The organism is Prosthecobacter sp. (genome assembly GCF_044226605.1).
Taxonomy (GTDB): domain Bacteria; phylum Verrucomicrobiota; class Verrucomicrobiia; order Verrucomicrobiales; family Verrucomicrobiaceae; genus Prosthecobacter.
In genome coordinates this window covers 316,588-342,785 of the sequence record NZ_JBGAGS010000002.1, presented here as the reverse complement: position 1 = coordinate 342,785, position 26,198 = coordinate 316,588, and the positions used below count along the sequence as shown (strand labels likewise).

General features: G+C 59.5%; 21 protein-coding genes and 2 tRNA genes. 6 read left to right on the top strand and 17 right to left on the bottom strand.

What is annotated here, in order from left to right; all coding sequences use genetic code 11:
* Positions 1-4 precede the first annotated feature (4 nt).
* The 12 genes from ACILSO_RS03525 to ACILSO_RS03470 all read right to left on the bottom strand — a co-directional run bounded on the left by ACILSO_RS03525 (position 5) and on the right by ACILSO_RS03470 (position 11,075).
* Positions 5-712 (bottom strand): hypothetical protein, encoded by a 708-nt coding sequence (locus ACILSO_RS03525; RefSeq protein WP_395735982.1) that lies wholly within the window; start codon positions 710-712, stop codon positions 5-7.
* The gene (locus ACILSO_RS03520) at positions 709-1,959 is read right to left on the bottom strand and encodes a TrbI/VirB10 family protein (protein ID WP_395735981.1); all 1,251 of its coding nucleotides are present in this window, start codon (positions 1,957-1,959) and stop codon (positions 709-711) included. The genes ACILSO_RS03525 and ACILSO_RS03520 overlap by 4 nt, the downstream gene beginning before the upstream one ends.
* Before the next feature lie 21 nt (positions 1,960-1,980).
* Positions 1,981-2,937 (bottom strand): hypothetical protein, encoded by a 957-nt coding sequence (locus ACILSO_RS03515; RefSeq protein ID WP_395735980.1) that lies wholly within the window; start codon positions 2,935-2,937, stop codon positions 1,981-1,983.
* Positions 2,934-3,581, bottom strand: coding sequence for a hypothetical protein (locus ACILSO_RS03510; protein WP_395735979.1), 648 nt, complete (start codon positions 3,579-3,581; stop codon positions 2,934-2,936). Before ACILSO_RS03510 ends, ACILSO_RS03515 begins: the two co-directional genes overlap by 4 nt.
* A gap of 14 nt (positions 3,582-3,595) precedes the next feature.
* Entirely contained in the window at positions 3,596-4,198 is a 603-nt protein-coding gene (locus ACILSO_RS03505) for a hypothetical protein (RefSeq protein WP_395735978.1), read from the bottom strand.
* Between the two features lie 13 nt (positions 4,199-4,211).
* Entirely contained in the window at positions 4,212-5,282 is a 1,071-nt protein-coding gene (locus ACILSO_RS03500) for a hypothetical protein (RefSeq protein WP_395735977.1), read from the bottom strand.
* A 42-nt stretch (positions 5,283-5,324) separates the two neighbouring features.
* The gene (locus ACILSO_RS03495) at positions 5,325-6,176 is read right to left on the bottom strand and encodes a hypothetical protein (RefSeq protein WP_395735976.1); all 852 of its coding nucleotides are present in this window, start codon (positions 6,174-6,176) and stop codon (positions 5,325-5,327) included.
* Positions 6,177-6,199: 23 nt separating this feature from the next.
* Complete coding sequence (locus tag ACILSO_RS03490; RefSeq protein ID WP_395735975.1) at positions 6,200-6,712, bottom strand: hypothetical protein; 513 nt, start codon at positions 6,710-6,712, stop codon at positions 6,200-6,202.
* Positions 6,709-9,408: a hypothetical protein gene (locus ACILSO_RS03485; RefSeq protein ID WP_395735974.1), complete on the bottom strand. Its 2,700-nt coding sequence runs from the start codon at positions 9,406-9,408 to the stop codon at positions 6,709-6,711. The genes ACILSO_RS03490 and ACILSO_RS03485 overlap by 4 nt, the downstream gene beginning before the upstream one ends.
* 9 nt (positions 9,409-9,417) lie before the next feature.
* Positions 9,418-9,789, bottom strand: coding sequence for a hypothetical protein (locus tag ACILSO_RS03480; RefSeq protein ID WP_395735973.1), 372 nt, complete (start codon positions 9,787-9,789; stop codon positions 9,418-9,420).
* 87 nt (positions 9,790-9,876) lie between these two features.
* Entirely contained in the window at positions 9,877-10,191 is a 315-nt protein-coding gene (locus ACILSO_RS03475) for a hypothetical protein (protein WP_395735972.1), read from the bottom strand.
* A gap of 131 nt (positions 10,192-10,322) precedes the next feature.
* Complete coding sequence (locus tag ACILSO_RS03470) at positions 10,323-11,075, bottom strand: RNA polymerase sigma factor (RefSeq protein WP_395735971.1); 753 nt, start codon at positions 11,073-11,075, stop codon at positions 10,323-10,325.
* Positions 11,076-11,245: 170 nt separating this feature from the next.
* Between ACILSO_RS03470 and ACILSO_RS03465 the strand changes: the two genes are divergently transcribed.
* On the top strand, positions 11,246-13,195 hold the full coding sequence (locus ACILSO_RS03465; protein ID WP_395735970.1) for a protein kinase domain-containing protein: 1,950 nt from the start codon (positions 11,246-11,248) through the stop codon (positions 13,193-13,195).
* 33 nt (positions 13,196-13,228) lie between these two features.
* Here the strand turns inward: ACILSO_RS03465 and ACILSO_RS03460 are convergent.
* Positions 13,229-13,301, bottom strand: a tRNA-Arg gene (locus ACILSO_RS03460).
* A 54-nt stretch (positions 13,302-13,355) separates the two neighbouring features.
* Positions 13,356-14,099 carry an HAD family hydrolase gene (locus ACILSO_RS03455; protein ID WP_395735969.1) on the bottom strand — a complete coding sequence of 248 codons (744 nt, stop codon included), beginning with the start codon at positions 14,097-14,099 and terminating at the stop codon, positions 13,356-13,358.
* 117 nt (positions 14,100-14,216) lie between these two features.
* Here ACILSO_RS03455 and ndk point away from each other — a divergent pair, with 117 nt between their 5' ends.
* The 3 genes from ndk (at position 14,217) to ACILSO_RS03440 (ending at position 16,263) form a co-directional block, all read left to right on the top strand.
* Complete coding sequence (gene ndk, locus ACILSO_RS03450; RefSeq protein WP_395735968.1) at positions 14,217-14,642, top strand: nucleoside-diphosphate kinase; 426 nt, start codon at positions 14,217-14,219, stop codon at positions 14,640-14,642.
* A gap of 44 nt (positions 14,643-14,686) precedes the next feature.
* Positions 14,687-14,771: transfer RNA gene (locus ACILSO_RS03445), tRNA-Leu, on the top strand.
* A gap of 394 nt (positions 14,772-15,165) precedes the next feature.
* The gene (locus ACILSO_RS03440; RefSeq protein ID WP_395735967.1) at positions 15,166-16,263 is read left to right on the top strand and encodes a response regulator; all 1,098 of its coding nucleotides are present in this window, start codon (positions 15,166-15,168) and stop codon (positions 16,261-16,263) included.
* Positions 16,264-16,272: 9 nt separating this feature from the next.
* Here ACILSO_RS03440 and ACILSO_RS03435 read toward each other — a convergent pair whose 3' ends face one another.
* From ACILSO_RS03435 to ACILSO_RS03425, 3 genes are read right to left on the bottom strand one after another with little or no spacing between them, the layout of a single operon-like run.
* Positions 16,273-16,530: a DUF5985 family protein gene (locus tag ACILSO_RS03435; RefSeq protein WP_395735966.1), complete on the bottom strand. Its 258-nt coding sequence runs from the start codon at positions 16,528-16,530 to the stop codon at positions 16,273-16,275.
* 2 nt (positions 16,531-16,532) lie between these two features.
* Positions 16,533-16,793 (bottom strand): DUF5985 family protein, encoded by a 261-nt coding sequence (locus tag ACILSO_RS03430; RefSeq protein ID WP_395735965.1) that lies wholly within the window; start codon positions 16,791-16,793, stop codon positions 16,533-16,535.
* On the bottom strand, positions 16,790-17,107 hold the full coding sequence (locus ACILSO_RS03425) for a hypothetical protein (RefSeq protein ID WP_395735964.1): 318 nt from the start codon (positions 17,105-17,107) through the stop codon (positions 16,790-16,792). The genes ACILSO_RS03430 and ACILSO_RS03425 overlap by 4 nt, the downstream gene beginning before the upstream one ends.
* A 384-nt stretch (positions 17,108-17,491) precedes the next feature.
* Between ACILSO_RS03425 and ACILSO_RS03420 the strand changes: the two genes are divergently transcribed.
* The gene (locus ACILSO_RS03420) at positions 17,492-24,499 is read left to right on the top strand and encodes a HAMP domain-containing protein (protein ID WP_395736154.1); all 7,008 of its coding nucleotides are present in this window, start codon (positions 17,492-17,494) and stop codon (positions 24,497-24,499) included.
* Between the two features lie 11 nt (positions 24,500-24,510).
* Entirely contained in the window at positions 24,511-26,187 is a 1,677-nt protein-coding gene (locus ACILSO_RS03415) for a response regulator (protein ID WP_395735963.1), read from the top strand.
* Positions 26,188-26,198 lie beyond the last annotated feature (11 nt).

Below are 26,198 nucleotides of genomic sequence, written 5' to 3'. Positions count from 1 at the left end.
GGTGCTATTTCTTCTTCTGGAAGAGGCCCTGGCTGGAACTGCCGATGCGCAGGCGCTCGGCTTCCTTGAGCTCTTCGATGCTGGTTTCGGCCTTCTCCAACTCGGCTTTGAGCCGGTTGCGATCCTGCAAGAGCAAATTGAGCTCCGTCTTGATGTCTTCGGCGTCCTTGGTCGCCTTTTCAAAGTCGCTCTTTTTCTGCATGAGCTGAGTGCGGAGCTGCTCCAGGTCTGCCATGGATTTTCGCAGGCTGACAGCCTTGGCCGCCAGCGCCTCGCGCTCCTGTTTGATGATGGTGTCATCTGGCACATCTTTGCGGGCGGGGTCGATGACGCCGAGGACGACACCACGGGAATCCATGGGGGTGGCGGGAAGCCGGGTGTCCCAGCGCCCCCCCTGCTCCAGGCGGTAAACGGTGTGTGCCTCATGCATTTCCCGGCGGTCTTTGCTGGGGAGGCGGCCGAGGTGATAGGCATGGATCTGCTCGTCGAGCCGGACCCGGGAGGCATCGTACCGATCGAGTGAACGCCCCTTGGGCCAGCCGGCGAGGACATTTTTGGAATAAGTCGGAAGGTATGCGAGCTCCTGTTCCTGCGTGGGAAACGCCAGGGGATCACCGGGCAGCGCGACACTCTTCGATTTGCACGATGAGAGAAGGGCGCAAAAGATCAAAGTGGCGAAGTTCAGGCCGAATGCGAGAATCTTGCGGTTCATGGATTGCTGCTGCTGGGAGTAGGAGTTGAGGAATCATCTGCGGCCACCGGAGCCGGGGGAGTGACAAGGGCGCGCACCTGCTGAATCTGGTCGGAAGTCTCCTGCTGCTTGCGGGACTTCTCCGCTTCAGCGGCGGCAGTGGCGCTCTGCTGGGAGGCGCTGGCATTCTCCGCCTGCGCACGGGCGTAGGTTTCTTCGGCAAGCTGCCAGCTGGAGAGCGGCTGGCTCCTCTGCCGCAGACCGGCAATACTGGCCATCTCCGGCTCAAACACATCGGTGGTGTAGATGTAAAACTGTGTGCCGGCACCCACACGGACGAAGTCAAGGTCTTGGGAAAGCTGCTTGGTCAGCAAGCCGGAGTAGGCGGATGCGGCCTGCGCACCGCCTCCCAAGGCAGCATTGCGGGTGTTGTTCTGCGGCACGAGGCCGTAGATGCTTTGAAACTGCTGCCGGTTGTTGTTCATGATGCCCTGCAGGGCTTCCGCGATTAGGATTTTCACCTGCGCATACTGATCGTTCTGGATGATGTTTCCCCGAACGCCGGCTGAACCGTCGGTGATGGCGTAGGAATCGTCCGCGAGACGCTGATGATCGAGGGCCACGCCGTTGATGGTGTACTCGCGGCCATCATCCCAGATGAAGGTGAAAGCGCCTTTGACTTCAATGCGATCACGGATTCGGCCTTTGCTGGCCTTGGCATGCACCTGGGTGCCGGCAGGGAGGACCAGCTGATGATTCCAATAAACATCTTCAGTCACGAGGCCAAGCACAGGCGTCTGAAGGGAGGACGAGTCCACGGTGATGACGAGCGCGGCCTTGATAAGAATGCCACGAGGCGCAAAGAGCTTGGGAGCGGAAGGAACAAAGGGTTCGGAAACCGTGTTGCTGACATGCACGAGCTTCGGGAAAGGCGGCGGCTTGTCGGTCTTCTTTTTCTGACTTGTGGAACCGCCGGAGATCAGGCTGGGAGGCGGGGGTTTCTTGGCGGGGATCACGAAACGTTCCACCTGCTGGTCGCTGCCCATCATGGCGGTGCGTTTTTCCCCAAGGTTCACCGTCTTTGACTCCGCCACGAGGGATGACTCTGGCGCCGGCTTGATCTCGCCCGTCTTGACGTCCTTGACGGGGGGCGGTGCATTGACGGAGGCGGTCGGCTGCTTGCTGATGTAAAACGCCGCGCCGGCGATGGCGACAACCACGACGAGCAGCATCATCTGCACGCCTGGTTTCTGAAGTTGCTGCATCATGGCGGGTGCGGGGGTGAAGGGTTACTTGCCGTCAATGGTGGCGTCGAGTTCAGCGGCGTCCGCGCTGGAAAGCGGCGGCAGCAGGAGCAGCTTGCGTCCGGCCTCAGGCATTTCGATGCGGAAGTCCTGATTGATGGAAAGTCCTTCACGGCTGCCTCCCGGGCCGCCCTGCAGCACCACATCCATGGCTGTGCGCTGCCCGGGCGCCACGGTGTTGGCGCAGTCCACCAGCTGGGTGTCGTAGCTTCTGTTGCCGACACGCACCTTTACACCGCTGGGTTCAAATTCATAGGGCTTGAGGCTGTTGTTGGTGAGCCAGCAGCGGAACACGGTGAGGTCTTTGGCAGGATTGCGCTGAATCTCGTAGATCGTGGTGATGAGCTCCTTCTGGGTGGAGGTCATCATCAGACCATTGCGCTCCTGCCAGTTATTGAAGAGACCAGGATTCAAAGTTTGAAGCGCCTTGCGGTTGCGCACCTTGCTGAGCATGCCCACCAGCTCCTCGGCATTGTATTCGATCCGGGATTCCACCACCTTGTCCGGTGTGACCTCCACAGCCGCGCTGACCTGCACCGGAGGAGAGACAATGACGGCGAGGTTGGCCTCGTCGGCAGGGACGAAGCGGAGAAGGTAGATGTTGCGCGTGGTCCGCACGGTGGCGTGGCAGGGTTCGCCCGGCTTGACGAGGCGGACGACCAGGGTGTCTCCGATCACGTTTTCATAATGGACGATGCCCACCTTGGAGCCGGTCATCTGATTGACCTGGGCGGGATCTGTGACGAGACCAAAACCGGTGAGGAGGGAGATCTTCTCGGGGAAGGTGATGGTGGTGGCCACATTCGCGTTGATGGCAATGTCATGCACCAGATTCTTCGGATCGAGGCGCACGAGTTCACGGCCTGGCTGCACTTGCGCAGAAAGCGTGAGGGCGGCCGAGAAGACGCAGGCCAGAATCAAGCTGGGAAGGCGTAAGTTCATGATTCGCTGATGGGCACCAGACTCAGTTTGACCAAGGTCTTCACCTGAGAGGGAAAGCCTTTGCGGGTAACCTTGAAGTTTTGATGCCAGATGACGTCCAGAGTGAAGCGGTAGTCCTCCAGTCTTTCCTTGTCGCCGAAAAAGCTGCGGCGGCGCACATTGCCGGTGGTGACGGTTCGCACCTCGGTGTTGGTGGTTTTCACGATCTCGGTCTTTTCGATCTCCGCGCTCTGGTTCGCCTTCTGGCTGCGGAAGTACTTCTCCTCCTTCCGGATCTCCTTCAGAATCTCCTCGTGGCTGGGGGTCTCGTGCTTGTCATTTTCCCAGCACAGCTTTTCCAGACGGTCCTGATAAATGAGGCCGTCGGGATTGCGCTCCAGCATGGTTTCCGCAAGCATGCCGGCGAGGTTGACGTGCATGGGCTTCATCTCGCGGTAAACACTGCCTGGCGGAACATAATAGGCGCCTGCCGTGTCCATGACGACAAACGGCGGACGCTGGCGCAAAGCCTCGGACATGAGCATGACGTACCCCGCGCAGGCCGCGCCCACCACGCAGGCGACGAGGAACCAAAAAACGGCGGTGCGGTCCCTGATGATCAGGGTGTCAATGGCGCCGCGTTTTTTCTCTATCTTGTCAGGCATGGTGTGTGGTGATCTCAATCAGAGCTGGAAAGGGGCCGAATGGAATACTCGATGTTGGTGCAGACAAACGGGAAGCGACGGCTGTCGCGCAGGTTCTGGTTGCGCGCCCAGTTCTGCCGCGCGGTCACGGCAAACGACTGGTTGACGGCCTCGCCGGAAGTCGGATCAAGGCTCACCCGAACGAGCTGCCCCTGCGCAAGCGTCTCGGCCTCGCCCGTAGGAAAGTGCTGGACGCGAATCTGGCCGAGCACGACGACCTGGTGAATGTTGCGAAGGTGGAAATCATACCTCGACTCCTGCACATCCTTTACGGCCTGATCAAAGCCGGCGCCGGCAAACAGCAGTCTGATGCGCCCCCCTGTGGTAGGACCATTGCCACCACGATTGAGCAGTGTTTCCAGCGAGAGCCGGGCGTGATAGTCCACGATTTCATCCAGATCCTCCTGCTGCAGGGAACGGTCCAGATAAACGTAGGATTTTTCGATGGGCACATACAGCATGCTGCCGCGGCTGGTGACCGCCACGTCATAGACATACCAGCCGGTGACACCCAGGCAGGTGCAGGCCACGAGGAACCAGAAAAAGGCCAGCTTTTCCTTCGAGATGAAAATGTCCACAACGCCTCTCATATCATTCCTCTCCGCCTCCTCCTCCACCGCCACCACCAGCCAGGCCGCCTATTTGGTTTCCGACTCCGGTGACAGCACCCGTGGCACCGCTGATGGCCGAGGAGGCCGTGCTGGCGCCGGGGACAGGCATCATGCCCACCACAGAACTGGCCACAGCACCGCCAGCGCTGATGCCGCCCATGGCAGCGCTGACAGCCTGGCCTGCAAAAGCGGTGCCAATCTGTGCGCCGGTGGTGATGGCCGCCTGGATGAGGCCCGGTGCTTTGAACAGCACAAACATGATCCAGATGGCGACTGCAACCACGAGCACGAAAATGGCAATGGCCTCCACCCCGATGCCAAAGCCCGCGAGATTCAGCGTGCCGCATATGAGGGTGATCACATCAATGCCTATCGTCAGCAGGGCGTCGGCAAGCATGAGCCCGATCCCCCAGCCCAAGGGCCAGAAGCAGACGGCGATGAGTCCGGTGAAATAACTGACGGCCGTCTTCTGAGTCTGGTCATAAAGAAACATGCCGAAGAAGATCGGAGAGGCGGCCGCGCCCACATACAGGGCCATGATCTGCACCTGATAGGCGAAAAAGAAGATCACATAACAGATCAGTCCGATCACGATCATGCAAAAGGCGGCGATGATGTTGGCTATGTAATCGATGATCGCGAGAGGATCGACGATGAGCGCGGTGAGGGCGCTGGTATCCGTGTCGATGTCCAGATCGCTGAAGCTGTTCCCAAAGTTCTCAAACAAGCCGATGGGATCCATGTTGAGCGAGGTGAGCATGTCATCGCTCAGCGCCACCCGCACGTCCTCGACGAGCCATTGCGGGAAAAATGGCATGATGACGCAGACGATCCCCATGGTGACGATCTGCCCGAAGGCCCCCTCCAGACTGCCCCCCATGATGCCTTTGTAGGCGATGGTCAGCAGGCCGAGGAAGGCGAGGGTGAAGGTGAACAGCTGCAGGACGTCAAAGATGTCAGAACAGGTGCCCTGCAGGTCGTTGTAGAACGTGTCCATGAGGCCAAACGCGCCGGCAAATCCCTGGTCTGCTAAAATGGGCGTGAAGTTCATGACACTCTATGGTGGGTGGATGCTTGGCGACGATGGGCCGGTCTAAGGCGACTTCTTGCCCCAAGTCAGATTGCTGAAAGGCTTGGTCGTCGATGAGCCGGAACCACTGGAAGAAGATCCCGAACCGGAAGCCGCGGCGGCCTTGGCAGTCGCGGCATTGTGCTTGCGCTCCAGGTCGTGGGCCTCGTTCTTTCCCTTGGACTCGATCTGAGCCTGCAGCTTGAGCTTCTCCATCAGGACATCGTAGTCCAGCTTGCTCTTTGTGTAATCTGCCTGCGCGCTGGTGATCTCGGAATCGATGGCGGTCAGGGCGGTCTGAATTTTCAGCACGCTGGCGAGATCCGTGGCGGCGCTGAGCTGATCAAGAAGCGGGGAGCGCTGCTCTTTCAGCTCGGCGATGCGCTCATCTGCCTCTTTCGACTGCTCCGCCAGCGCATTGAGATCTCCCATCAGCGCGCCCTGGAGCATGTAAAGAGACGGATCACGCTGGCCAGTTTCACCATCCTTGAAGGTGACGGTGGAGCTGATGCCAGGAACAAGACCATAGGCATTGTCCCCGAAGGCTTCGGCGCCGGTGGTGGCGCGGATGCGGTCTTCACGCGCCATACCGTTGGAGGAGGTCTGCACGGATTTGGCAATGTCCTGCTTGATGAGATCCAGCGCCGGGAGGCTGACCTTGGAGGGGTCCCCCATGCGGGTGAGCTGATCATTGAGCGCCTGGGTCTGCTTCTGCGCCTCATCGAGCTGCTGCTGGAGCATGCTCATGATGCTCTGCGTATTGGTGTTCGTCTGCTGGATGAGGGCGTTGTCGATGACTTCCTGAACCGGCGATTGCGCGACGGCGATGTGGCTGAACAAAAACAGCCCGAGAGCGAAGCATGCGGATGTTTTCATGGTGTGCGGTGTGTGGTGATAAATTACTCAACAACTTCGATGACGACCTTCCGCGGCTCCACAAGGACACCGTCGGTGGTGACGTGCTCCGGGACGGGCACTTCGTAATAGCGGCGCTGCACGCCGGCCTCATTGGCCGGGCGCTCGGCATCGCGCTTGAGCCAGTAGAGGTCCTTGATGGCATCGCTGCGGCCTTTGTTGTAACCGTCGAGGTATTTCTGCTGAATTTCCTTGTTGGCCATGGCATCGCTGATGGCACCGGCGGCAAAACCGGCCGCAGCCCCGGTGATGAGGCCGGTGTGCTTGTTGGTGCCGCCGCTGCTGCTGCTGTTGGTGGTGGTGCCCGCGGCAGAGGTGGTTGAGGACGAGTTGCTGCTGCCGTTATTGCTGTTGAGCAGGTGATCGCCGATGATGGAACCGAGAACACCGCCGGAAGCAGCGCCGATGAGCCCCTTGTTCATGGTGCCGTTGCTGCTGGTGCAGGAGGAGAGCACCGATGAGAGGCCCACAAGAAGGATGAGTGTGGTCGTTTTCATTTCTTCGATTTGGCTTGGCTGAGGATCATCTTGTAGGCGTCTCCGCCATAGTTTTTGAGCTCGGCATTCTGACGTTCAAACATTTCGCCCGAGGTGGCGGAGGCCAGGATCATCTCCTTGGAGGCCTGATGGCGGCCAATGGCGATGCGAGGGCGGCCGGTCGCTTCATGGTAGTAAACAAAAGAGCCGTAGGGGTCTGACTTCATCTCCGAAGGATCAGGAAAGCTGGTGACCTGCTTCTTGGTGATTGAAGGGACGCGGAAGCCTTCGCTCATGCTTTCCACATCCCGCTGATCGGGCTGCTTGAGCATGTACATGACGCGGGAATTTCCGACCACGGAGGAACGGACGGGGTGGTCCTTGATGCGCCCGAACTGCTGAATGATGGAGAAGACCCAGCAGGAGTACTTGCGCATACGCTCGTAGTACTCACGCGTGATGCGGTCCCCGTCCGGCATGGCGAGGAAGGCCGAAAGCTCCTCAAGGATGACACGCTTGCGGGTGGAACGCGGGCGGCTCATGATCTCTTTGCGCAGGTCATTGGTGATGAGGAAGGCGGCGACGGTGCGCAGCTCCTTGGCAGACTCGGGAATGTAGGAGAGCTCAAAGTGGACCACCTTGCCACTGAGGCTGACGTTATTGACACCGTCCAGGATGGCGCCGTAGCGGCCCGTGCGGCTCCACGGCTCCAGAAGCATGCGCAGCAGGCCAATATCCGGATGGGCACGGCGCTGGCGGCTTTCGAGATTGAGCAGTTCGACGAACTGGCTGTGCGTGGGCATGTCCTCCGGCTTCATGAGGGTGTAGGCCATGCTCATCATGTCCCACTGGTTGCCGGGGTTGTTGAGGAAGTCTTCCAGCAGGCTGTGGTCTACTTCGGTGCGGTTGAGTTCATTTGCCATCGCATCCCCCTCCATGAGGAAGCCGCGAAAATCCATCCATGCGTCCGCGAGGACGGTTCCCTGGGGCATGCGCTTTTTACGCCATTCGTCGGCGATGGCGACGCGACGTGCAGCCTCGGCGCGGCCTTCGGCATTGCGGCTGGCCCAGGTTTCAAACTGGTCGATGTAAAGGCGCTCGATCTGCTTGGCGAGGAGAGCCTGGCGGATGCGGTCTTTGTCGATGTCCGGCGGCGGTCCGGCCATGAGATGGGCCACTGCGGTGGCACCGCCAAGCTGGTCGGAGCTGAGCGGGAGGCCGCGGGTGTCGAAGTAATTGAAGGTCAGGTTCCCATTGGGCTGCACGATGATGGGCTCGCAGCCATAGAGGCGGGTGAAGAGATTGTAGGAGAGGCCTTCCTCCACAATGGCGGTGAAATCGTAGTAAGGCGCGGTCTGGGTGAGAAGATCGATGGTGAAGACAGACTTCCCGGCACCGGAGGCTCCGAACATGATGCCGTGCTCCGGGCGCATGGCGCCTTCCTTGCCCACAAAGGTGGTGGTGCCCACGAGGGCGCCGCGCGGGCCGTCATAGATGGCCTCTGCATCCTCAAGATCTCCCGTGGGCGTGCTGGAGATGGGCAGCATGTCGGCGAGGTTGACGTCCTCGACGTAGAGCTTGAAGTCGTTGTAATTGGCCCAGCTCCAGCCTGGCATGCAGAGCTGCCAGTAGTTGCGCACGCTGGTGGGCAGCGTGGGCTCGTAGGACTGCGCGCCGCCAAGTTTGAGGATGGAATTACGAATGGCAGAAAGCTTGCTGGAGCAGACATCAGCGTCCTTGTCCCAAACACGCACGATGAGATGCATGCGATACGGCACGACTTCGTTGGTGCTAAGGCGGCGAATACGGGTGCGCAGCTTGAGCAGCGTGGCTTCGAGGGAGGGGGTGATCTTGCCACGCTCCAGGCGCGCGACTTTGCCCTCCGTGGTCACGCGGTCCTTTTCCACATCCCCAGCCTCAATGTTGGTGATGATCTGGTAGTCGAGGATGTCGAGCTGCGTGAGGGTGCGCATCATCCCGATATAGGTAAACTTGGGCATGCTCTTGACCACGCAGATACCCTGGTAAAAACCGTCCATCTTAAAGGTGGAGGAGCCCATGCGCACGGGGGCAGCCTCGCTGTTGAAGCACATTTCGCAGACGGTCTTGCCTGGATCGTAAAGGTCTTCGAGCTTGAGAGATTCGTTCTCGAAGGCGCTGGGATTGAAGTAGCGGTAGAAGGCTTCGAAGTGCTCCATGTCATTCATGGGCATGACACGGCCGCCCAGGCTGCCGAACTGCTGCCGCAGCGCCTCCTCCAGCTCTCCCTGCTCGCGCTTGGCGGCCTGGAGCAGTTCCTCGTAATACTGGCGGCCTCCGCCCATGGCCTTGCCCTGGATCTTGGAGGTGAAATAAAACTGCAGGTGCTCACGGCGCAGCCTGTGTTCGCGAATTTTTTTGTCGTAGCGTTCGTAGCGTTCCTCGCGCTGCCGGGTGGACCAGCGGTCCTGAGGCAATTCCTCTGTCTTTTGACGATATCGTTCCAGCTCTTTGCGGTAGTCACTGTCCACGCTCCAGGAAACCTGCAGTCGCAGTTCCGGGCGGATCATGCGCAGAAGCACCCGCAGATTGTCCTCCAGGGACATCAGCCAGGATGCGTCAGTGTTTTCGGTGTCGGGCATTTCGATATTGTAGCCCCTGCCAATGGCTCCGCCGCGCTGGAGACCACGGTAGATGATGAGATCCTCGTCGAGGTAGGAATTGATGAACTTCGCCATCCGGGAGGATTAAATATGGGGATCTTTGGCTGGATCATCCACCCAGGGCAGGGCGATGGGTTCCACCTTGTTGGGGGAGAAGTAGGGCGCTTTGGCGGCCTTTATAATCAGCCATTCAAAGAGCTCCACATCGTAGGAAGGTGGTTTCCCCTGCTTCAAACCGAAACAGTAGAGGGAGACGAGCACCAGAGGGATGGAGGCAAACAAAAGGGCCAGGGGGATGCTCGAGTCGGGCGAGCTGGCCAGATTGCGAAAAATGAGCATGGCCATGCCAAAAGCGAGCATGAACCAAAGGGCATTGGCACCCTCAAAGCCCGCGATGCCCTGCTGGGAATCGCGACCTTCGTTGGTCTCGTGCAATTTGACGCCTTGCTGCTCCATGATGAGTGGCCGGAACGTAACAACAGAATTCCACCCCTGATGGACCGCGGCGATCCACCAGGGAGAAGAAATTCTGTCGTGACGGGACTAGTTGCCGCTGCCCATGTCGATGGAGTCCACGTCGCTGGAACCGCCGGCGGTGGAGAACATGACCTTGGTGATGATGAAGGCGAGGCCGCCGATGCCGGCGCCCACGAGGCCGTAGAGCACGCGCTCTGTGTTGCCCATCATGAACATGACAGCAGAGAAGAGGAGGCCACCGAAGGCAAGCACCAGGCCAACAAGGTTGAGAATATTGATGATACCGCTGAACTTGCTGGTTAAGTCGCTGGAGGAAGCGGCCAAAGGCATCGTAAAGCGCAGGATGTTGGTGCCAAGGGTGGTGATGGCAAGTGCGTTCATTTGAAGGGGATGATGAGTAGTTTGATGTTTTTGGAGTTAAGCTGGCGGACAGGATCGCCGTCTGCTGTCAGGTAGTAACCAAGTGGCGAAAACCTGTGACAGGATTATTTCCAAAGAACCATCCCCGCGGGCTAGTCGCGGCTGACCAGGGCATTTCGAAGGGCGGTCAGCTCCTCCTGCACGGATTCATCGGTAGGAGAGGCCAGGGTGCCGGCCACGAGCTCACGCATGATTTCCCGAAAGCGCTTTCTCAGTCTTGAGATGGACTGGCGCACGGCATCGTGGGTCATGCCCAGCCGCACTGCCAGCTCAGCATCATTGCCGGACCCCGCAAGCGTGGGATCCAGCCGGGGGCGCAGCAGCTGAAACTGCTCCTTTTTACCCGCATCTTCCTGTTCTCTGGCCAGTTGATCCACCGTTGCCTCAATGATGCGCAGAGCGCACATACGCTGGTAAATGGCCTCTGGCGTGCGGTGATCTGGCGCCTGAATGGCCAGTTCGTCCTCGGCTTGGGAAGCCTCAATGGAGAGGATCTCTTTTCCACCGCCGCGCTTCAATGCCGTAGCTTGACGCTGCCAGTGCTTGATGTGCCTGCCGAAGGCGGTAAGGAGATAGTTACGCATCTTTCCCAGCGAGGCGTCGGCGCTTGTGAATAAAGCTTTTTCTAGCACGAAGCTAAAGAAGCTCTGTGTGAGGTCTTCCGCGTCTGCGGGAGAAAGCCCCTGAAAACGAGCGTACGAATAAATAGGCCCCCAATAAATTTTGCACAGCTCATCCAGCGCGAGCCGGCCAGCGCTAAGATTTCCGCCCTCGCGCAAAGCGAGCACCATGCTCCACCGGGTAACGGGGAATGAACCATGATGAGTGGGAGGATTTTTTGCCATGCGTCGCTGGATCAAAGCACGCTTATACGCAGACCAAAGCAAATTGGATGAAAAAATAGTCACATCATCACGGCAATTGGCATAATCAAAACCGAAACTCTGACCGCTTGTGGATCATGTCGTGGCCACAGCCTCAAAGCCGATAAAAATATCCTAGCACCCCCATAAAGATGAGTTCGACTCCGATCGGGCATGATGCCAGAGACACACCTAACAACGCGCTGAAGTCTCCTGCCATGCTTGGACTGAACCCTATCGGTTTGATGGACGGCGTGCTGGGTGGGCAGGCCACTGACTGGGAACCGCCACTGGCCGAGGACCTCGAGTCGTTCTTTCCAGGCTACACCGGTTTCCGCTTTCTGGATCGCGGAGGAATGGGTGCTGTTTATTCTGCGATGCAAAACTCTCTGGAACGCCGTGTGGCAATCAAGATACTGCCGCCGGATCTCAGCCAGGACGCTGTCTTCGTTGAAGGCTTTCACCGAGAGGCACGCCTGCTCGCGCGGCTGCAGCACCCGCACATCGTGGCAGTGTACGATTTCGGCCGCAATGAGCAGGGCCACCTCTATATTGTGATGGAGTATGTGGAAGGCACGTCGCTGTTTGAAATCATGAAGCAGCAGCCACTGCCGCTGCCGCGTGCGCTGGAGGTGGTGACGCAGGTGTGCGAGGCTTTGCAGTTCGCGCATGACCACGGTGTCATCCACCGCGACATCAAGCCCACGAACATCCTGATCGATTCACGAAACAATGTTCGGGTGGCAGATTTTGGCCTGGCAAAACTGGTGCAGGCAGAGGGTACGACGACCACGCAGAACCGCAGCACGCTGATCATGGGCACGCCCGTGTACGCAGCACCGGAACAGCGCCGCCGGAACGGGGAGCTCGACCACCGTGCGGACATCTTCAGCGTCGGTGTGACACTGTATGAAATGATCACGGGGAGATTTCCAGTGGGCGTGTTTGAGCCGCCGTCCAAGGCCGCGGGCAGCCCTCAGATGCTGGATAAAATCATCACCAAATCGCTGCGTGAAAAGCCGGAGGATCGCTACCAATCGGCGTCCGATCTCAGCCATGCGGTCAAAAAAGCCTCGGACCGCATCACAAAACCGGCGATTCAACGCGCCATCTCGCAGAGGCCGGTGGTTTCGATGATGACTACGGTGATCATCACCGCGGCGCTCATCTATTTGATCGATGAGGTGAACAGGCAGGTCCTGCAAAAAATTCCGGCCGTGAAAAGCCAGCCTTTGCACAGTCTTTCGGTCGTCAAACTAAACGACACCTTCTCCCTGCTAAACACCCGCATGACGTGGCTGCAGGCACAGAAAATGCCCGATGTGGAGCTGGCCAGCGTGCATTCCGCAGCCGAAATGCAGCAGCTGAAAGAGCTCCTCGAGGAGCATGGCATCCGCTCCAGCGTGTGGACGGGAGGGGTTCAGGCAGCGGCCGGGGCCCCCTTTGAATGGAACGACCACACGCCGTGGGATTTTGAATACTGGATGCCCGCCAGTTCCGAGCCGCCAGTCGTCGTGACCGAGGTGCAGCCCAAAAATACAGGAACGATTCGCAACGGCCGTGGCGATACGCCAGACTGGATCGAGGTGCACAACCCGGGCACGCAGCCCGTGGACCTCACGGGGTGGAAACTTATCCATTATCAGGGCCGTGAGTTTTTTGAAGACCGCCTGGGAGCGCAGATGAAGCCAGGATCCCCTGCCCTGATGCTCGCCCCTGGCGAGTACCGCGTCATCTTTTGCAGTGAGATCTCCGAAGAGGAGGCGACCCTGCCGCAAATCCATTTCCGCCTGGAAGCACAAAAGGGGCGCATCGGCTGGGCCGACCCGCGCGGGCGCGTGATTCAGCTGTTCAACAGTACATGGAACGATTTCCCCCCGGACGCATCCATCACGTCAGATCCAGCCGGGAACAACTGGGGCCTGAGCTCCAAGCCCAGCCCCGGGCAGCCCAATCTGCCCACGGTGCGCCCGTTCAAGCTTTCCGTAACGCCCAGACCCGAACGCCAGGCGATCATGGTCCTGCCGCAGTTCGACGGTCGATGGGCTTCCAGTCCTTTGGACCGCATGGCACTGCCCTTGATCCGCGCTAAAAAACGCTGAGTGGCTCCGCCGAGGCTCCTAGTCACCATGGAGTGCACCCGGCAGGGATCGAACCTGCGACCAGCCGATTAGAAATCGGCTGCTCTATCCACTGAGCTACGGGTGCCTTGACCAAACCGGCGCGATCATAAGTCCTTCTTGGTGATGAGCAAGGGCCGCTTCATTCGGGATGAAGTCCGAACATCTGCAGCACCACCCGTAGCATGTCGCCCATTTTGGTGCGGTAGGGCCGCTGCGGATGGAGGATGGACCAGCCGCGCTGGCGGCCGATGGCGGCGAGGCTGCGGGAGGGATGCACAAGCACGCCGTAGCCGGCGTATTCCAGCAGTGGCAGATCGGCCGCGCTGTCGGAGTAGCTCCAGCTGTTGGATCGTTCTTGTTCAGTCATTTCGGTCAGGCCGGGCACGACGGCCTCCATGGCAACGATCTTGGCTTCGTGCTTGTTATTGCCAACGACGAGCCTGGGCATGCCGGGAAAGGTCTGACCGATCTCGAACCGGGTGGCGATGCAATAATCAAAGCCCAAGGCATGAGCGATTTCATGGGCGTAGAAATCGGGGCTCGCAGTGTTGAGCACGAGCACGCGGTGCTGGTGCTTGTGGCGCAGCACTTCGGCCCGGAGGGAGGGGTAGGCCCATTTGGGCACGCAGATCTCGGCAAATTCGTGGGCATACTGCGCGAGGCGCTCGCGCGGCATGCCACGCAGGTAGCTCAAAAAAGCGCGCTTGGCTGTGGCGGTGCTGGCCAGGCGGCAGGCACGGGCGAGGGCCACAGGCACGAACAAGGCGTGAAGCATGACGCGCCAGGGCTCGCGTTTGAGCACGAAATTGCAGAAAAGCGCCTGCGTGTCGAACGGGAGCAGCGTGTGATCGAGATCGAAAAAGGCAAAGGAGCGCGCGGGCATGACGCAGGGAATGAAGGAACGGAGCGTAGCGCTGGGTTTCGATCTGGCAAAACATTCCCAGCCTTGACGGATGCAGCAGCGGGCCGCAGTGTGCGCGCCCTTTCCCCCCAAGAACTCATGGCCCAAGAAACAACCCTCATCCTGCTCAAACCCGATTGCGTCGCCCGCGGCATCAACGGTGAAGTCCTCAAGCGCCTCGAAGACGAAGGCTTCCGCGTCCGTGGCTGCAAGATGATCCAGCTGACCGACGAACTGCTGAAGGAGCACTATGCGCACATCGCCGACAAGCCCTTCTTCCCTGACGTGGCCAGCTTCATGAAGAGCAAGCCGGTGATCGCCGTGGCCATCAGCGGGGAAAACATCATCTCCCACGTGCGTGACCTTCTGGGGCCAACCGATTCCAAAGCAGCGCCGAAAGGCACCATCCGCGGTGATTTTGGCACGGACAAGATGACCAACGTCGTCCACGCGTCCGACTCCCCGGAAGCTGCCGCGGTGGAATTGAAGCGCTTTTTCAAGGACGGCGAGATTTTCAGCTATTGAGGCCCGCCTCTTTGCAGCTACACTGCGCGGCGCAGCATTCCCACGCCGATGTGGTGAAATGGTAAACACAGCAGACTTAAAATCTGCTGGGAGGCAACTCCCTTGCCGGTTCGAGTCCGGCCATCGGCACTCTCATCTTGCGTGAAGCATGCGCCCAAGGTCCTGAAGATGGACATGATGGCGAAATACCAATGCGAACTCTTTTGATTTGCGTGGCGTTACAGAACGCCATCCATGGAGCACAGTGATGTGCGAAGGCCAAGGCTGCAGGGGCGAGATGGCAATCAGGTGAGAGCGATGAGGGTTAACGACGCGCCCGTGTGCCAAGAACGTGCCATACCCGCTCCATGAGCTGAGGCGTGAATTTAAGGCGCGCGGGGATCTTTAGGGAGGCACTAATCAGGGAAACCCTGTTGCATTCTTACTTGTAAATAAAGAATCGCCGGGTTTTTCTTTTTTTCAGACAGCACCCTTCGACCTGCTTGGAAATCAGAACAACCATTCTCACTCACGGACCCCGTCCATGAACACCCCGCCTCTTGAAACCATCCTCATCGTGGACGACCAGGAAGTGAACCTCCGGGCAGTTGGCAACGTGCTTTCCATGATGCGGTACAACATCCTCCTGGCCAGCAATGCGGAACAGGCTTTTGATCACCTCAGCAAGAGCACCCCGGATCTTATTCTTCTGGATGTCATGATGCCCGACGTCGACGGCCTGGCAGTGTGCCGTCAGATCAAAAACAATCCTCACTGGGCGGACATCCCGGTGATCTTTCTCTCGGCGGATGACGACAAAAACATTGTGGTGCAGGCGCTGGAGACGGGTGGCGTGGACTACGTGACCAAGCCTTTCAACCGCGCTGAACTCGTCTCACGCGTGCGCACCCAGCTCGCACTCAAGCAGGCCAGGGACAGGCTGCGTGCCCTGGCGGAAGACAAGGACGAAATCCTGGGCATTCTGGCACATGACCTGAAAAACAGTCTCGCTGGCATGCGCCTAAGCGCCGGGCTGCTGCAAACCAAGAACAGCGAGCTGCCTCCGAGATACGTCCCCTTGGTAAACAACATCGTCCATGCCACTGAGCGCATGCTGGCTTTCATGCAGGAGTTTCTGGCAAACCAGCGCGCCGAGCAGCTCCACCTCAAGCATGTGCCAATGAATTTGTGCGATATTGCCGCGCAGGTGACCTCCAACCAGCAGCCTGCGGCTCAGGCAAAAAAGATCAACCTGACCATTCATCTGCCTAAAACGCCTGTGATGGTGGAGGCGGACCCGGAGGGGGTTTCTCAGGCGCTCGAAAACCTGGTGTCCAATGCCATCAAATTCTCCTCCGAAGGCGGAGAGGTGACCGTCCGGGTGCACCGCCCGATGGCGGGCATGGCGAAGTGCCATGTGAGCGATACAGGCCCCGGCTTTACGGAGGAGGACCGCACCAAGCTGTTCAGGCGCTATGGCCGTCTCAGCGCCCAGCCCACCGGTGATGAGCCTTCCACGGGACTAGGCTTGTCGATCGTGAAACGTCTTGTGGATGTCATGAATGGCAGCATCACCCTGGCTGAGAGCACCGGCAAGGGCGCTGAATTCATCATCGCCCTGCCGGTGGCCATTTCGAAATGATCTGCCGCATCAACTGCGGCGGTTCTTGTCCACCACGGCGATGATGATCAGAACGAAGGAGGCCAGCCGGATCATGTAAACATACGCCGCCCTTTCATCTTCCACGCCCATGACCGCACGGACGATGCGCTCGATCATCATGAACACAAAAGCGCCGGCAAAAAACAGGAACAAGCGGTCACGCGTCCGCCTCCAGAAGCGGAGAAAAAACAAGGTGATCACGAAAAGGCTGACGATGGCCGCGCCGGCGAAGATGGGGTTGATCATGGCTAGTCGGATTCAAAGATGAGGCCGTAGATGAGGACCAGAAGGGCGAGCTGGTTCACCCCGCTGCGCCAGGGAAGCAGATAGACGTCCGGGAGAACCACGAGATCGAGGATGAGCAGGCCGTTGGATACGGCCATGATGGCGAAGCATAGCGCGCTCCAATAAAGGAGACGCTGGCGGCTGCGGCGGTAACCACGCCACAGCAGCAACGCAGCACCGAGGCTGGTGAGCGTGCAAAGCAGATATATGACCGGACCTATCATGGGCTTGGATCGGTGTTTTTGAGTTTGAAGGCGTCTGCAAAACTCTGCGCTGCGCTGTTCTGCGGCCTGTAGATGGCCTCAATGATGCGTACAGGCGAAGTGCTGTAGGCGGCTGCGAGCAGGGCGATCTGTGAGCTCAACTCGGCGTCGCTGCACTTGCGAAAACCACCTGCAGGGGCTGGCGATTTTTCCAGCAAACCATGCCCCACGAGTTCATTGAGCCAGCGCTCCACTGAAGCGGGAGTGCTGAGAATGGCATCATAGACCTGCTTCGTCGTCCAGGTGGTTGCAGGTTCACGATGAACCAGCAGCAAAATCTCCAGCTCTTCAATCGACCGAACATATCGGGAAAGAAAAATCCGAACTGCTGGCTCTAATTCCTGAGGCGACACGATGTCCTACTAGGCCACTTCGCAGGGATGGTCAAAGGGGCACTTCGCCGGGTGGGTCAAACAGACGATAAATCAGGGTTACCCTGATTGAATTAAGGCTGACATCACAATCAGGATAAGGCCTGATAGCCATTGTGTAGCAACAGGCCCTAAACTTCACGCTTTACCGCCATGGCAAAAACGAAAACGATCTCACCTGCCGCTGCAGTCAAGCGTGCGTCTGTCTCTCTTCCCAAACGGACCCCTGAAACTTCCAATGGCACGCACAGCACCGGCGAGGACTGGGAGCTGGAACTGCTGGCGGCCATGCTAGCGTTTCGCAAAGGAGACTTCACCATGCGGCTGCCCGAAGGATGGACGGGCGTGCGCGGAAAAATTGCGGATGCGTTCAATGACGTACTGGGAATGAGCGAACGCCGTGCCCACGAGGCCGCATGGGTGGCACGTGTGGTGGGCAAGGAGGGCAGGCTGCGCCAGCGCATGTCAGTGACGGGCATGATCGGCGGCTGGGCGGATGAGGTGCAGGCTTTGAACACCTTGATGGACGACCTGGTGCGCCCGACCACGGAAGTGACGCGCGCGATTGGTGCCGTGGCCAAGGGAGACCTCGGCCAGTCGATGGCCATCGAAGTGGACGGCCGGCCGCTGGAGGGTGAGTTCTTACACTCCGCCAAACTGGTGAATCGAATGATCGACCAGCTCTCGGTGTTTACTTCCGAAGTGACACGTGTGGCGCGAGAAGTGGGCACGGAAGGCAAGCTCGGTGGTCAGGCCCAGGTGAAGGGTGTGTCCGGCGTGTGGAAAGATCTCACCGAATCGGTGAACCAGATGGCGGGCAACCTGACGGCACAGGTGCGAAACATCGTGGACGTGACCATCGCGGTGGCGGCCGGTGACTTGTCGAAAAAGATCACGGTGGACGTTCGTGGTGAAATTTTGCAGCTCAAGGAAGCCATCAACACGATGGTGGATCAGCTCCGTTCCTTCGCATCAGAAGTGACGCGCGTCGCGCGTGAAGTCGGCACGGAAGGACGACTCGGCGGTCAGGCGGTGGTGCCCGGTGTGGCGGGAACGTGGAAGGATCTTACGGACTCCGTGAACTCCATGGCCTCCAACCTCACGGCGCAGGTGCGTAACATCGCCGCGGTGACCACGGCGGTGGCTCGTGGCGACCTTTCCCGCAAGATCACGGTGGACGTGAAGGGTGAAATTCTCGAACTCAAGGAAACCATCAACACGATGGTGGACCAGCTCAACGCCTTCTCCTCCGAAGTGACGCGCGTGGCGCGCGAAGTGGGCACGGAAGGCAAGCTCGGCGGTCAGGCGGAAGTGTCCGGTGTGGCGGGAACGTGGAAGGATTTGACCGACTCTGTCAACGCCATGGCCTCCAACCTCACCGGCCAGGTGCGAAACATCGCTGACGTGACCACCGCTGTGGCTCGTGGCGACTTGTCACGCAAGATCACGGTGGACGTGAAGGGGGAAATTCTGGAACTGAAAAACACCATCAACACGATGGTGGACCGCTTGAACTCCTTCGCCTCTGAAGTGAGCCGCGTCGCGCGCGAAGTCGGCACCGAAGGCAAGCTCGGCGGTCAGGCGGAAGTGGGTGGCGTCGCAGGCACATGGAAGGATTTGACCGACAACGTCAACTCCATGGCCTCCAACCTCACCGGTCAGGTGCGAAACATCGCCGACGTGGCGACTGCTATCGCGAAAGGCGACCTTTCCCGCAAGATCACGGTGGACGTGAAGGGCGAAATTCTCCAGCTCAAGGAAACCATGAACACCATGGTGGACCAGCTCAATGCCTTCGCTTCCGAAGTGAGCCGCGTGGCACGCGAAGTGGGCACGGAAGGCAAGCTCGGCGGTCAGGCTCAGGTGCAGGGCGTGGCCGGCACGTGGAAGGATCTGACGGACAACGTGAACTTCATGGCGAACAACCTGACGGACCAGGTGCGAAACATCGCCGACGTGGCCACGGCCATCGCATCCGGCGACTTGTCCCGTAAGATCACCGTGGACGTGAAGGGGGAAATCTTGGAGCTGAAGAACACGCTCAACACCATGGTGGACCGCCTCAACGCCTTCGCCTCGGAAGTGAGCCGCGTGGCGCGCGAAGTGGGCACGGAAGGGAAGCTCGGTGGTCAGGCGGAAGTGGGTGGTGTCGCAGGCACGTGGAAGGATTTGACCAACAACGTCAACTCGATGGCCTCCAACCTCACGGGGCAGGTGCGTAACATCGCGGAAGTGGCCACCGCTGTGGCGAACGGTGACCTTTCGAAGAAGATCACGGTGGACGTTAAAGGGGAAATTCTGGAGCTGAAAAACACGCTCAACACCATGGTGGACCAGCTGAATGGATTCGCCTCCGAAGTGAGCCGCGTGGCGCGTGAAGTGGGCACCGAAGGCAAGCTCGGTGGTCAGGCCCAGGTGCGTGGTGTGGCGGGCACGTGGAAGGATTTGACGGACAACGTCAACTCCATGGCCTCCAACCTCACGGGTCAGGTGCGAAACATCGCAGACGTGGCCACGGCCATCGCGAAGGGCGACCTTTCCCGCAAGATTACCGTGGACGTGAAGGGCGAAATTTTGCAGCTCAAGGAGACCATGAACACCATGGTGGACCAGTTGAACGCCTTCGCTTCCGAAGTGAGCCGCGTGGCGCGCGAAGTGGGCACCGAGGGCAAGCTCGGCGGTCAGGCCCAGGTGCCGGACGTGGGCGGCACCTGGAAGGACCTTACGGACAACGTGAACTCCATGGCAAACAGCCTCACGGCGCAGGTGCGAAACATCGCCGAAGTGACGACAGCGGTGGCTCGCGGTGACTTGTCCCGCAAAATCACCGTGGACGTGCAGGGAGAGATTCTGGAGCTGAAGGACACCATCAACACGCTGGTGGACCAGCTCAACGCCTTCGCTTCCGAAGTGAGCCGCGTGGCACGCGAAGTGGGCACCGAAGGCAAGCTCGGCGGTCAGGCCCAGGTGTCCGGTGTGGCCGGCACATGGAAAGACCTTACCGACAACGTCAACTCCATGGCGTCCAACCTCACTTCGCAGGTGCGCAACATCGCTGAAGTGACCATTGCCGTGGCGAACGGCGACTTGTCCAAGCAGATCACGGTGGACGTACGCGGTGAAATTCTCGAGCTGAAGGAAACCATCAACACGATGGTGGAGCAGCTTCGTTCGTTTGCCTCTGAAGTGACGCGCGTCGCGCGCGAAGTGGGCACCGAAGGCAAGCTCGGCGGCCAGGCCCAGGTGCCCGGTGTAGCCGGCACCTGGAAGGGCCTCACGGACAACGTGAACTCCATGGCCTCCAATCTCACCGGTCAGGTTCGTAACATCGCCGACGTGGCCACGGCCATCGCGAAAGGCGACTTGTCACGTAAGATCACCGTGGACGTGAAGGGAGAAATTCTGGAGCTGAAAAACACCGTCAACACGATGGTGGACCAGCTCAACGGCTTCGCCTCGGAAGTGAGCCGTGTGGCACGCGAAGTGGGCACGGAAGGCAAGCTCGGCGGTCAGGCCCAGGTGTCCGGTGTGGCCGGCACGTGGAAGGATTTGACGGACAACGTGAACTCCATGGCCTCGAACCTCACAGGGCAGGTTCGTAACATCGCGGAAGTCACCATCGCCGTGGCGAACGGCGACCTTTCCCGCAAGATCACCGTGGACGTGCGCGGTGAAATTCTTCAGCTCAAGGAAACCATCAACACGATGGTGGAGCAGCTCCGCTCATTCGCTTCTGAAGTGACGCGCGTGGCGCGCGAAGTGGGAACCGAAGGCCGCCTCGGCGTGCAGGCCGTGGTGCCCGGCGTGGCGGGAACGTGGAAGGACCTGACCGACTCCGTGAACGCGATGGGAACGAACCTGACGGACCAGGTGCGCAACATCGCGGAAGTGACGACCGCCGTGGCGCGCGGTGACTTGTCTCGAAAGATTACGGTGGACGTGAAGGGTGAAATTCTGGAGCTGAAAAACACCATCAACACGATGGTGGACCAGCTGAATGCCTTCTCCTCCGAAGTGACGCGCGTGGCGCGCGAAGTGGGCACGGAAGGCAAGCTCGGCGGCCAGGCCCAGGTGCCGGGTGTGGCGGGAACCTGGAAGGACCTGACCGACTCCGTGAACGTGATGGCGGCCAACCTCACCGACCAGGTGCGCGGCATCGTGAAAGTGGTGACGGCCGTGGCCAACGGCAACCTCCGCCAGCGACTGTCCGTGCAGGCGAAAGGCGAAGTGGCTGCGCTCGCGGAAACGATCAACAACATGACTGACACCCTAGCGACCTTTGCCGACCAGGTGACGAACGTCGCACGTGAAGTGGGCGTGGAAGGACGACTGGGCGGCCAGGCCAACGTGCCGGGTGCCGCGGGCACGTGGAAAGACCTTACGGGTAACGTGAATCTCCTCGCAGCGAACTTGACCACTCAGGTGCGCGCCATCGCCGAAGTGGCGACGGCGGTGACCAAAGGCGACCTGACGCGCTCCATCCAGGTGGAAACTCGTGGTGAAGTGGCCGAGCTCAAGGACAACATCAACACGATGATCGACAACCTGCGCGTGACCACGGAGCGCAACAAGGAGCAGGACTGGCTGAAGACGAACCTCGCGAAGTTCACACGAATGCTGCAGGGCCAGCGCGACCTCTACACCGTGGGCCAGATGCTGCTTTCTGAACTGGCACCGCTGGTCGATTCTCAGCAGGGCACGGTTTACCAGCTTACTTCGGGCGATGAAGAGAACCCACGCCTGCAACGCCTCGCCGCATACGCGAATGAAAAAGACCTTCCTGAGCAGATCGATATCGGCGACGGCCTCGTCGGCCAGTGCGCGCGTGAAAAACAACGCGTGCTGCTGACGAACGTGCCGAAGGATTACACGCCTATCCATTCCTCCCTCGGCAGCACACAGCCCGCAAACGTGGTGGTGCTGCCGGTGTTGTATGAAGGCCAGACCAAGGCGGTGATCGAACTAGCGGCGATGCATCCGTTCACCGACGGGCATCTGAACTTCCTCGAGCAGCTCACCCAGTCCATCGGCGTGGTGCTCAACACCATTGAGGCCACCATGCGTACGGAGGGTCTGCTGCAGCAAAGCCAGCAGCTGACCGCGGAACTGCAGTCCGGCCAGAAGGAGCTTCAACAGACGAACGAAGAACTGGAACAGAAGGCGCAGGAGCTCGCAGACCAGAACGCCGAGGTGGAACGCAAGAACAAGGAGATCGAGCAGGCTCGCCGCGCGCTGGAAGAAAAGGCCGCGGAGCTGGCGCTGACTTCGAAGTACAAATCGGAGTTCCTGGCCAACATGTCCCACGAACTGCGCACGCCGCTCAATTCGATTCTTATTCTTGGACAGCAGCTCGGGGAAAACGCCGCGGGAAATCTGAATCCGAAGCAGGTCGAATTCGCCCGCAACATCCACTCCGCCGGTTCCGACCTGCTGAATCTCATCAACGACATTCTCGACCTTTCGAAAATCGAATCCGGCACCGTGTCCGTGGATGCGGAGGAAATCAGCTTCAACTCTCTGCGGGATTCCGTTGAGCGCAGCTTCCGGCACATCGCGGAAAGCAAGAACCTGCCATTCATCCTGGACTTTGATCCCGGCCTGCCGTTTGCGTTCACCAGCGACTCCAAGCGCCTGCAGCAGATCATTAAAAACCTTCTGTCCAATGCCTTCAAGTTCACCGCTTCAGGCCAGGTGAAAATGACGGTCAAGATCGCGTCGGACGGCTGGAGTCCGGATCACCCCAGCCTGAATCGTGGACCCGTTATTGCCCTGGGCATCACGGACACGGGCATCGGCATCGCCCCGGAAAAGCAGCGCCTCATTTTCGAAGCCTTCCAGCAGGCGGATGCAGGCACCTCGCGCAAATACGGCGGCACCGGCCTGGGCCTGGCCATTTCACGTGAACTTGCCTCGCTGCTGGGTGGTGAAATACGCCTGTCCAGCACGCCAAACGAAGGCAGTACCTTCACGCTATACCTGCCGCTCATCTACTTCGGACCGGCCACCGCTGCCCCCGCCCCAGTCAGTCCGCAGCGCACTGCGCGGCCTTCCTCCATTGCACTCCCCGTGGCGGCCACGCGAGATGAGCGCATCGATGACGACCGCACCAGCATGCTGCCGGGTGATCTTGCAGCCTTGATTGTGGAGGACGATCCGCACTATGCGCGGGTGCTGCTGGGCCTGGCACGGGACAAGGGATTCAAGGGCCTGGTGGCCACCCGCGGCCATGAGGCACTGACGCTCGCGCGACAGTATCAGCCCACGGCGATCACGCTTGATATCTTCCTGCCGGACATGCTTGGCTGGACGGTGCTGAACAATCTCAAGCTGGCTCCCGAAACTCGGCACATTCCAGTGCAGATCATCACCCTGGAGGAGGAGCGCAGCCACGGCCTTTCCCGCGGCGCCTTCTCGTATCTGGTGAAACCCGCGACCACCGAGGACCTCGAAAGCGCATTTGACCGCATCAAGACTTTCGTAGCCCCGCGCACGAAGCGCCTGCTGGTGGTGGAAGACGACGACACCGAGCGCATGAGCATTGTGGCGCTGCTGGGTCACGACGACATTGAAATCACCACAGTCGCCAGCGGCGAGGAGGCCTACCAGACCCTGCTGGACCGTCACTTTGACTGCTGCGTGCTTGACTTGAGACTGCCGGACATGACAGGCTTCGACCTGCTGGACCGCATCCATGAGGAACCAACCCTGCGAGATGTGCCCGTAGTCGTCTTCACCGGCAAGGACCTCTCGTCCGAAGAGGAGACGAGGCTGCGGACGATGGCAAAAAGCATCGTGCTGAAGGACGTGCAGTCTCCTGAGCGCCTGCTGGATGAAACGGCCCTCTTTCTGCACCGTGTGATGTCCGACCTGCCGGATGCCAAACAGCAGATGCTGCAGCGCCTGCACAGCACCAATGAAGTGCTGCGTGGCCGCAAGGTGCTGATCGTGGATGATGATGCCCGCAACATTTTCGCCCTGTCCACCGTGCTGGAGAACCAGGAAATGGAGGTCATCAGCGCCACCAACGGCAGGCAGGCGATTGAAATCATCAAATCCAGCGAAGACCTCGCCATGGTGCTGATGGACATCATGATGCCTGAAATGGACGGTTATGAAACCATGCGAGAAATCCGCAAGCAGGCCGAGTTTCGTCATCTGCCCATTCTTGCACTCACAGCAAAGGCGATGAAGGGAGACAGGGAAAAATGCCTGGAAGCCGGAGCGAGCGATTACATCGCCAAACCGGTGAACACCGATCAGCTTCTCTCCTTGCTGCGTGTCTGGCTGCATCGCTGAGCGTCGTCCACATGAGCCTAAAAATCCCCAGTCACACAACGTCAGACCAGCCGCTGCCTGTCGTTTTGGTCGTGGATGATGATTCGAAGAATCTCATCGCGATCGAGAGCGTGCTCGATGGGGCGAGCTACACCCTGATCCAGGCGCAGACAGGGGCCGAGGCCCTGCTCGCCCTGATGAATGGAGACTTCGCAGCGATTGTGCTCGACATCCAGATGCCCGACATGAGCGGCATCGAGCTGGCGCGCATGATCAAGGAACGCAAACGCACCCAGCACATCCCCATCATCTTTCTCACCGCCCATTACCGTGAGGATGAGCACGCGGTGCTGGGCTACGATGTGGGTGCCGTCGACTACCTGACCAAGCCGATCAGTCCTGCCGTGCTGCGTTCCAAGGTAAACGTCTTTGTGGAACTTTTCGCCAAGACACGCGCCCTGGCTGAAATGAACCGCACCGCACAGGCGGCCGAGGAGGCGCTGCGCCTGGCCAATGTGGAGCTGGCCGCGCGCAATGAAGCATTGGTTCGTGAGGCGGAAGAACGCGACCGCCGCATACGCGCTGAATCCGCGCAGGCCGAAGCTGAAGAGGCCAACGCTGCAAAGGACCGCTTTCTCGCGATGCTGTCGCATGAGCTGCGCACCCCGCTCTCGCCCATCGTGCATGCGGTCACCTTGATAGAAGAAATCGACTGCCCGCCCGCCATTCAGGAACACATCGCAACCATCCGCCGAAACGTGCGCCTCGAAGCGAGATTGATCGACGATCTGCTGGATCTCGCGCGCATTCGCAATGGGAAGCTTCGGCTGGAGTTTCAACCGGTGGATGTGCACGAGGTGCTGCGGCACGCCCTGGAAATATGCATGGCGGACCTCAGCGCACGGCGCATTCAGGTCATTGAAAAACTGGAGGCGCCGGACCCCTATGTGCGCGGAGACTTTGCACGGTTGCAGCAGGTGTTTTGGAATCTGCTCACCAACGCGGCCAAATTCAGCCCCGAGGGCGGAACCATTGTGGTGCGCAGCTTTGCCATCACGCCCGGAGACCAGATAGGGGTGGAGATCTCGGACAACGGCGTCGGCATCGTCAGCGAGAAGCTCGACAGAATTTTTGACGCCTTCGAACAGGGAGCCCGGCATTCGCATACGGGCCTGGGCCTTGGACTGGCGATCTGCAAAGCGCTCGTGCAGATGCACAGCGGCGGCATCGTGGCGCACAGCGACGGCCCCGACCGCGGCGCAAAATTCACCATCCAGCTGCCCGGCTCATCGGGCGCCCAGCAAAGCCATGGCACCTACAATCATGATGTGGCTCCATCGGCAGGACTGCGGCTCCTCGTGGTGGAGGATCACCATGACACCCTGGCGACCCTGGAGCGCCTGCTTCTCCGCCGCGGCTATGTGGTGCGCACGGCATCGAGCATCGCTGAATGCATGGAGGTGGCGCGCGAATACGAGTTCGACATCCTGATCTCAGACATCGGACTGCCAGACGGGAGAGGCACTGAATTGCTGGAGAGTCTCGGCAAAAAACTCGGTCGTCTGCCAGCCGCGATCGCCATGAGCGGCTTTGGAATGGATGAAGACATCGAGCGCAGCAGGCTGGTGGGCTTTGCAGAGCATCTGACCAAGCCGATCGAATTTCCCGCCCTCCAACAGGCGATTGCACGAATTACCACTCCTTTATAAGCCGGTTTACC

Bases quoted from the DNA above. Each gene is read 5' to 3' on its own strand.
- ACILSO_RS03525 (WP_395735982.1), bottom strand. From the start codon at position 712: ATGAACCGCAAGATTCTCGCATTCGGCCTGAACTTCGCCACTTTGATC.
- ACILSO_RS03520 (WP_395735981.1), bottom strand. From the start codon at position 1,959: ATGATGCAGCAACTTCAGAAACCAGGCGTGCAGATGATGCTGCTCGTC.
- ACILSO_RS03515 (WP_395735980.1), bottom strand. From the start codon at position 2,937: ATGAACTTACGCCTTCCCAGCTTGATTCTGGCCTGCGTCTTCTCGGCC.
- ACILSO_RS03510 (WP_395735979.1), bottom strand. From the start codon at position 3,581: ATGCCTGACAAGATAGAGAAAAAACGCGGCGCCATTGACACCCTGATC.
- ACILSO_RS03500 (WP_395735977.1), bottom strand. From the start codon at position 5,282: ATGAACTTCACGCCCATTTTAGCAGACCAGGGATTTGCCGGCGCGTTT.
- ACILSO_RS03495 (WP_395735976.1), bottom strand. From the start codon at position 6,176: ATGAAAACATCCGCATGCTTCGCTCTCGGGCTGTTTTTGTTCAGCCAC.
- ACILSO_RS03490 (WP_395735975.1), bottom strand. From the start codon at position 6,712: ATGAAAACGACCACACTCATCCTTCTTGTGGGCCTCTCATCGGTGCTC.
- ACILSO_RS03485 (WP_395735974.1), bottom strand. From the start codon at position 9,408: ATGGCGAAGTTCATCAATTCCTACCTCGACGAGGATCTCATCATCTAC.
- ACILSO_RS03480 (WP_395735973.1), bottom strand. From the start codon at position 9,789: ATGGAGCAGCAAGGCGTCAAATTGCACGAGACCAACGAAGGTCGCGAT.
- ACILSO_RS03475 (WP_395735972.1), bottom strand. From the start codon at position 10,191: ATGAACGCACTTGCCATCACCACCCTTGGCACCAACATCCTGCGCTTT.
- ACILSO_RS03470 (WP_395735971.1), bottom strand. From the start codon at position 11,075: ATGGCAAAAAATCCTCCCACTCATCATGGTTCATTCCCCGTTACCCGG.
- ACILSO_RS03465 (WP_395735970.1), top strand. From the start codon at position 11,246: ATGAGTTCGACTCCGATCGGGCATGATGCCAGAGACACACCTAACAAC.
- ACILSO_RS03455 (WP_395735969.1), bottom strand. From the start codon at position 14,099: ATGCCCGCGCGCTCCTTTGCCTTTTTCGATCTCGATCACACGCTGCTC.
- ndk (WP_395735968.1), top strand. From the start codon at position 14,217: ATGGCCCAAGAAACAACCCTCATCCTGCTCAAACCCGATTGCGTCGCC.
- ACILSO_RS03440 (WP_395735967.1), top strand. From the start codon at position 15,166: ATGAACACCCCGCCTCTTGAAACCATCCTCATCGTGGACGACCAGGAA.
- ACILSO_RS03435 (WP_395735966.1), bottom strand. From the start codon at position 16,530: ATGATCAACCCCATCTTCGCCGGCGCGGCCATCGTCAGCCTTTTCGTG.
- ACILSO_RS03430 (WP_395735965.1), bottom strand. From the start codon at position 16,793: ATGATAGGTCCGGTCATATATCTGCTTTGCACGCTCACCAGCCTCGGT.
- ACILSO_RS03420 (WP_395736154.1), top strand. From the start codon at position 17,492: ATGCTAGCGTTTCGCAAAGGAGACTTCACCATGCGGCTGCCCGAAGGA.
- ACILSO_RS03415 (WP_395735963.1), top strand. From the start codon at position 24,511: ATGAGCCTAAAAATCCCCAGTCACACAACGTCAGACCAGCCGCTGCCT.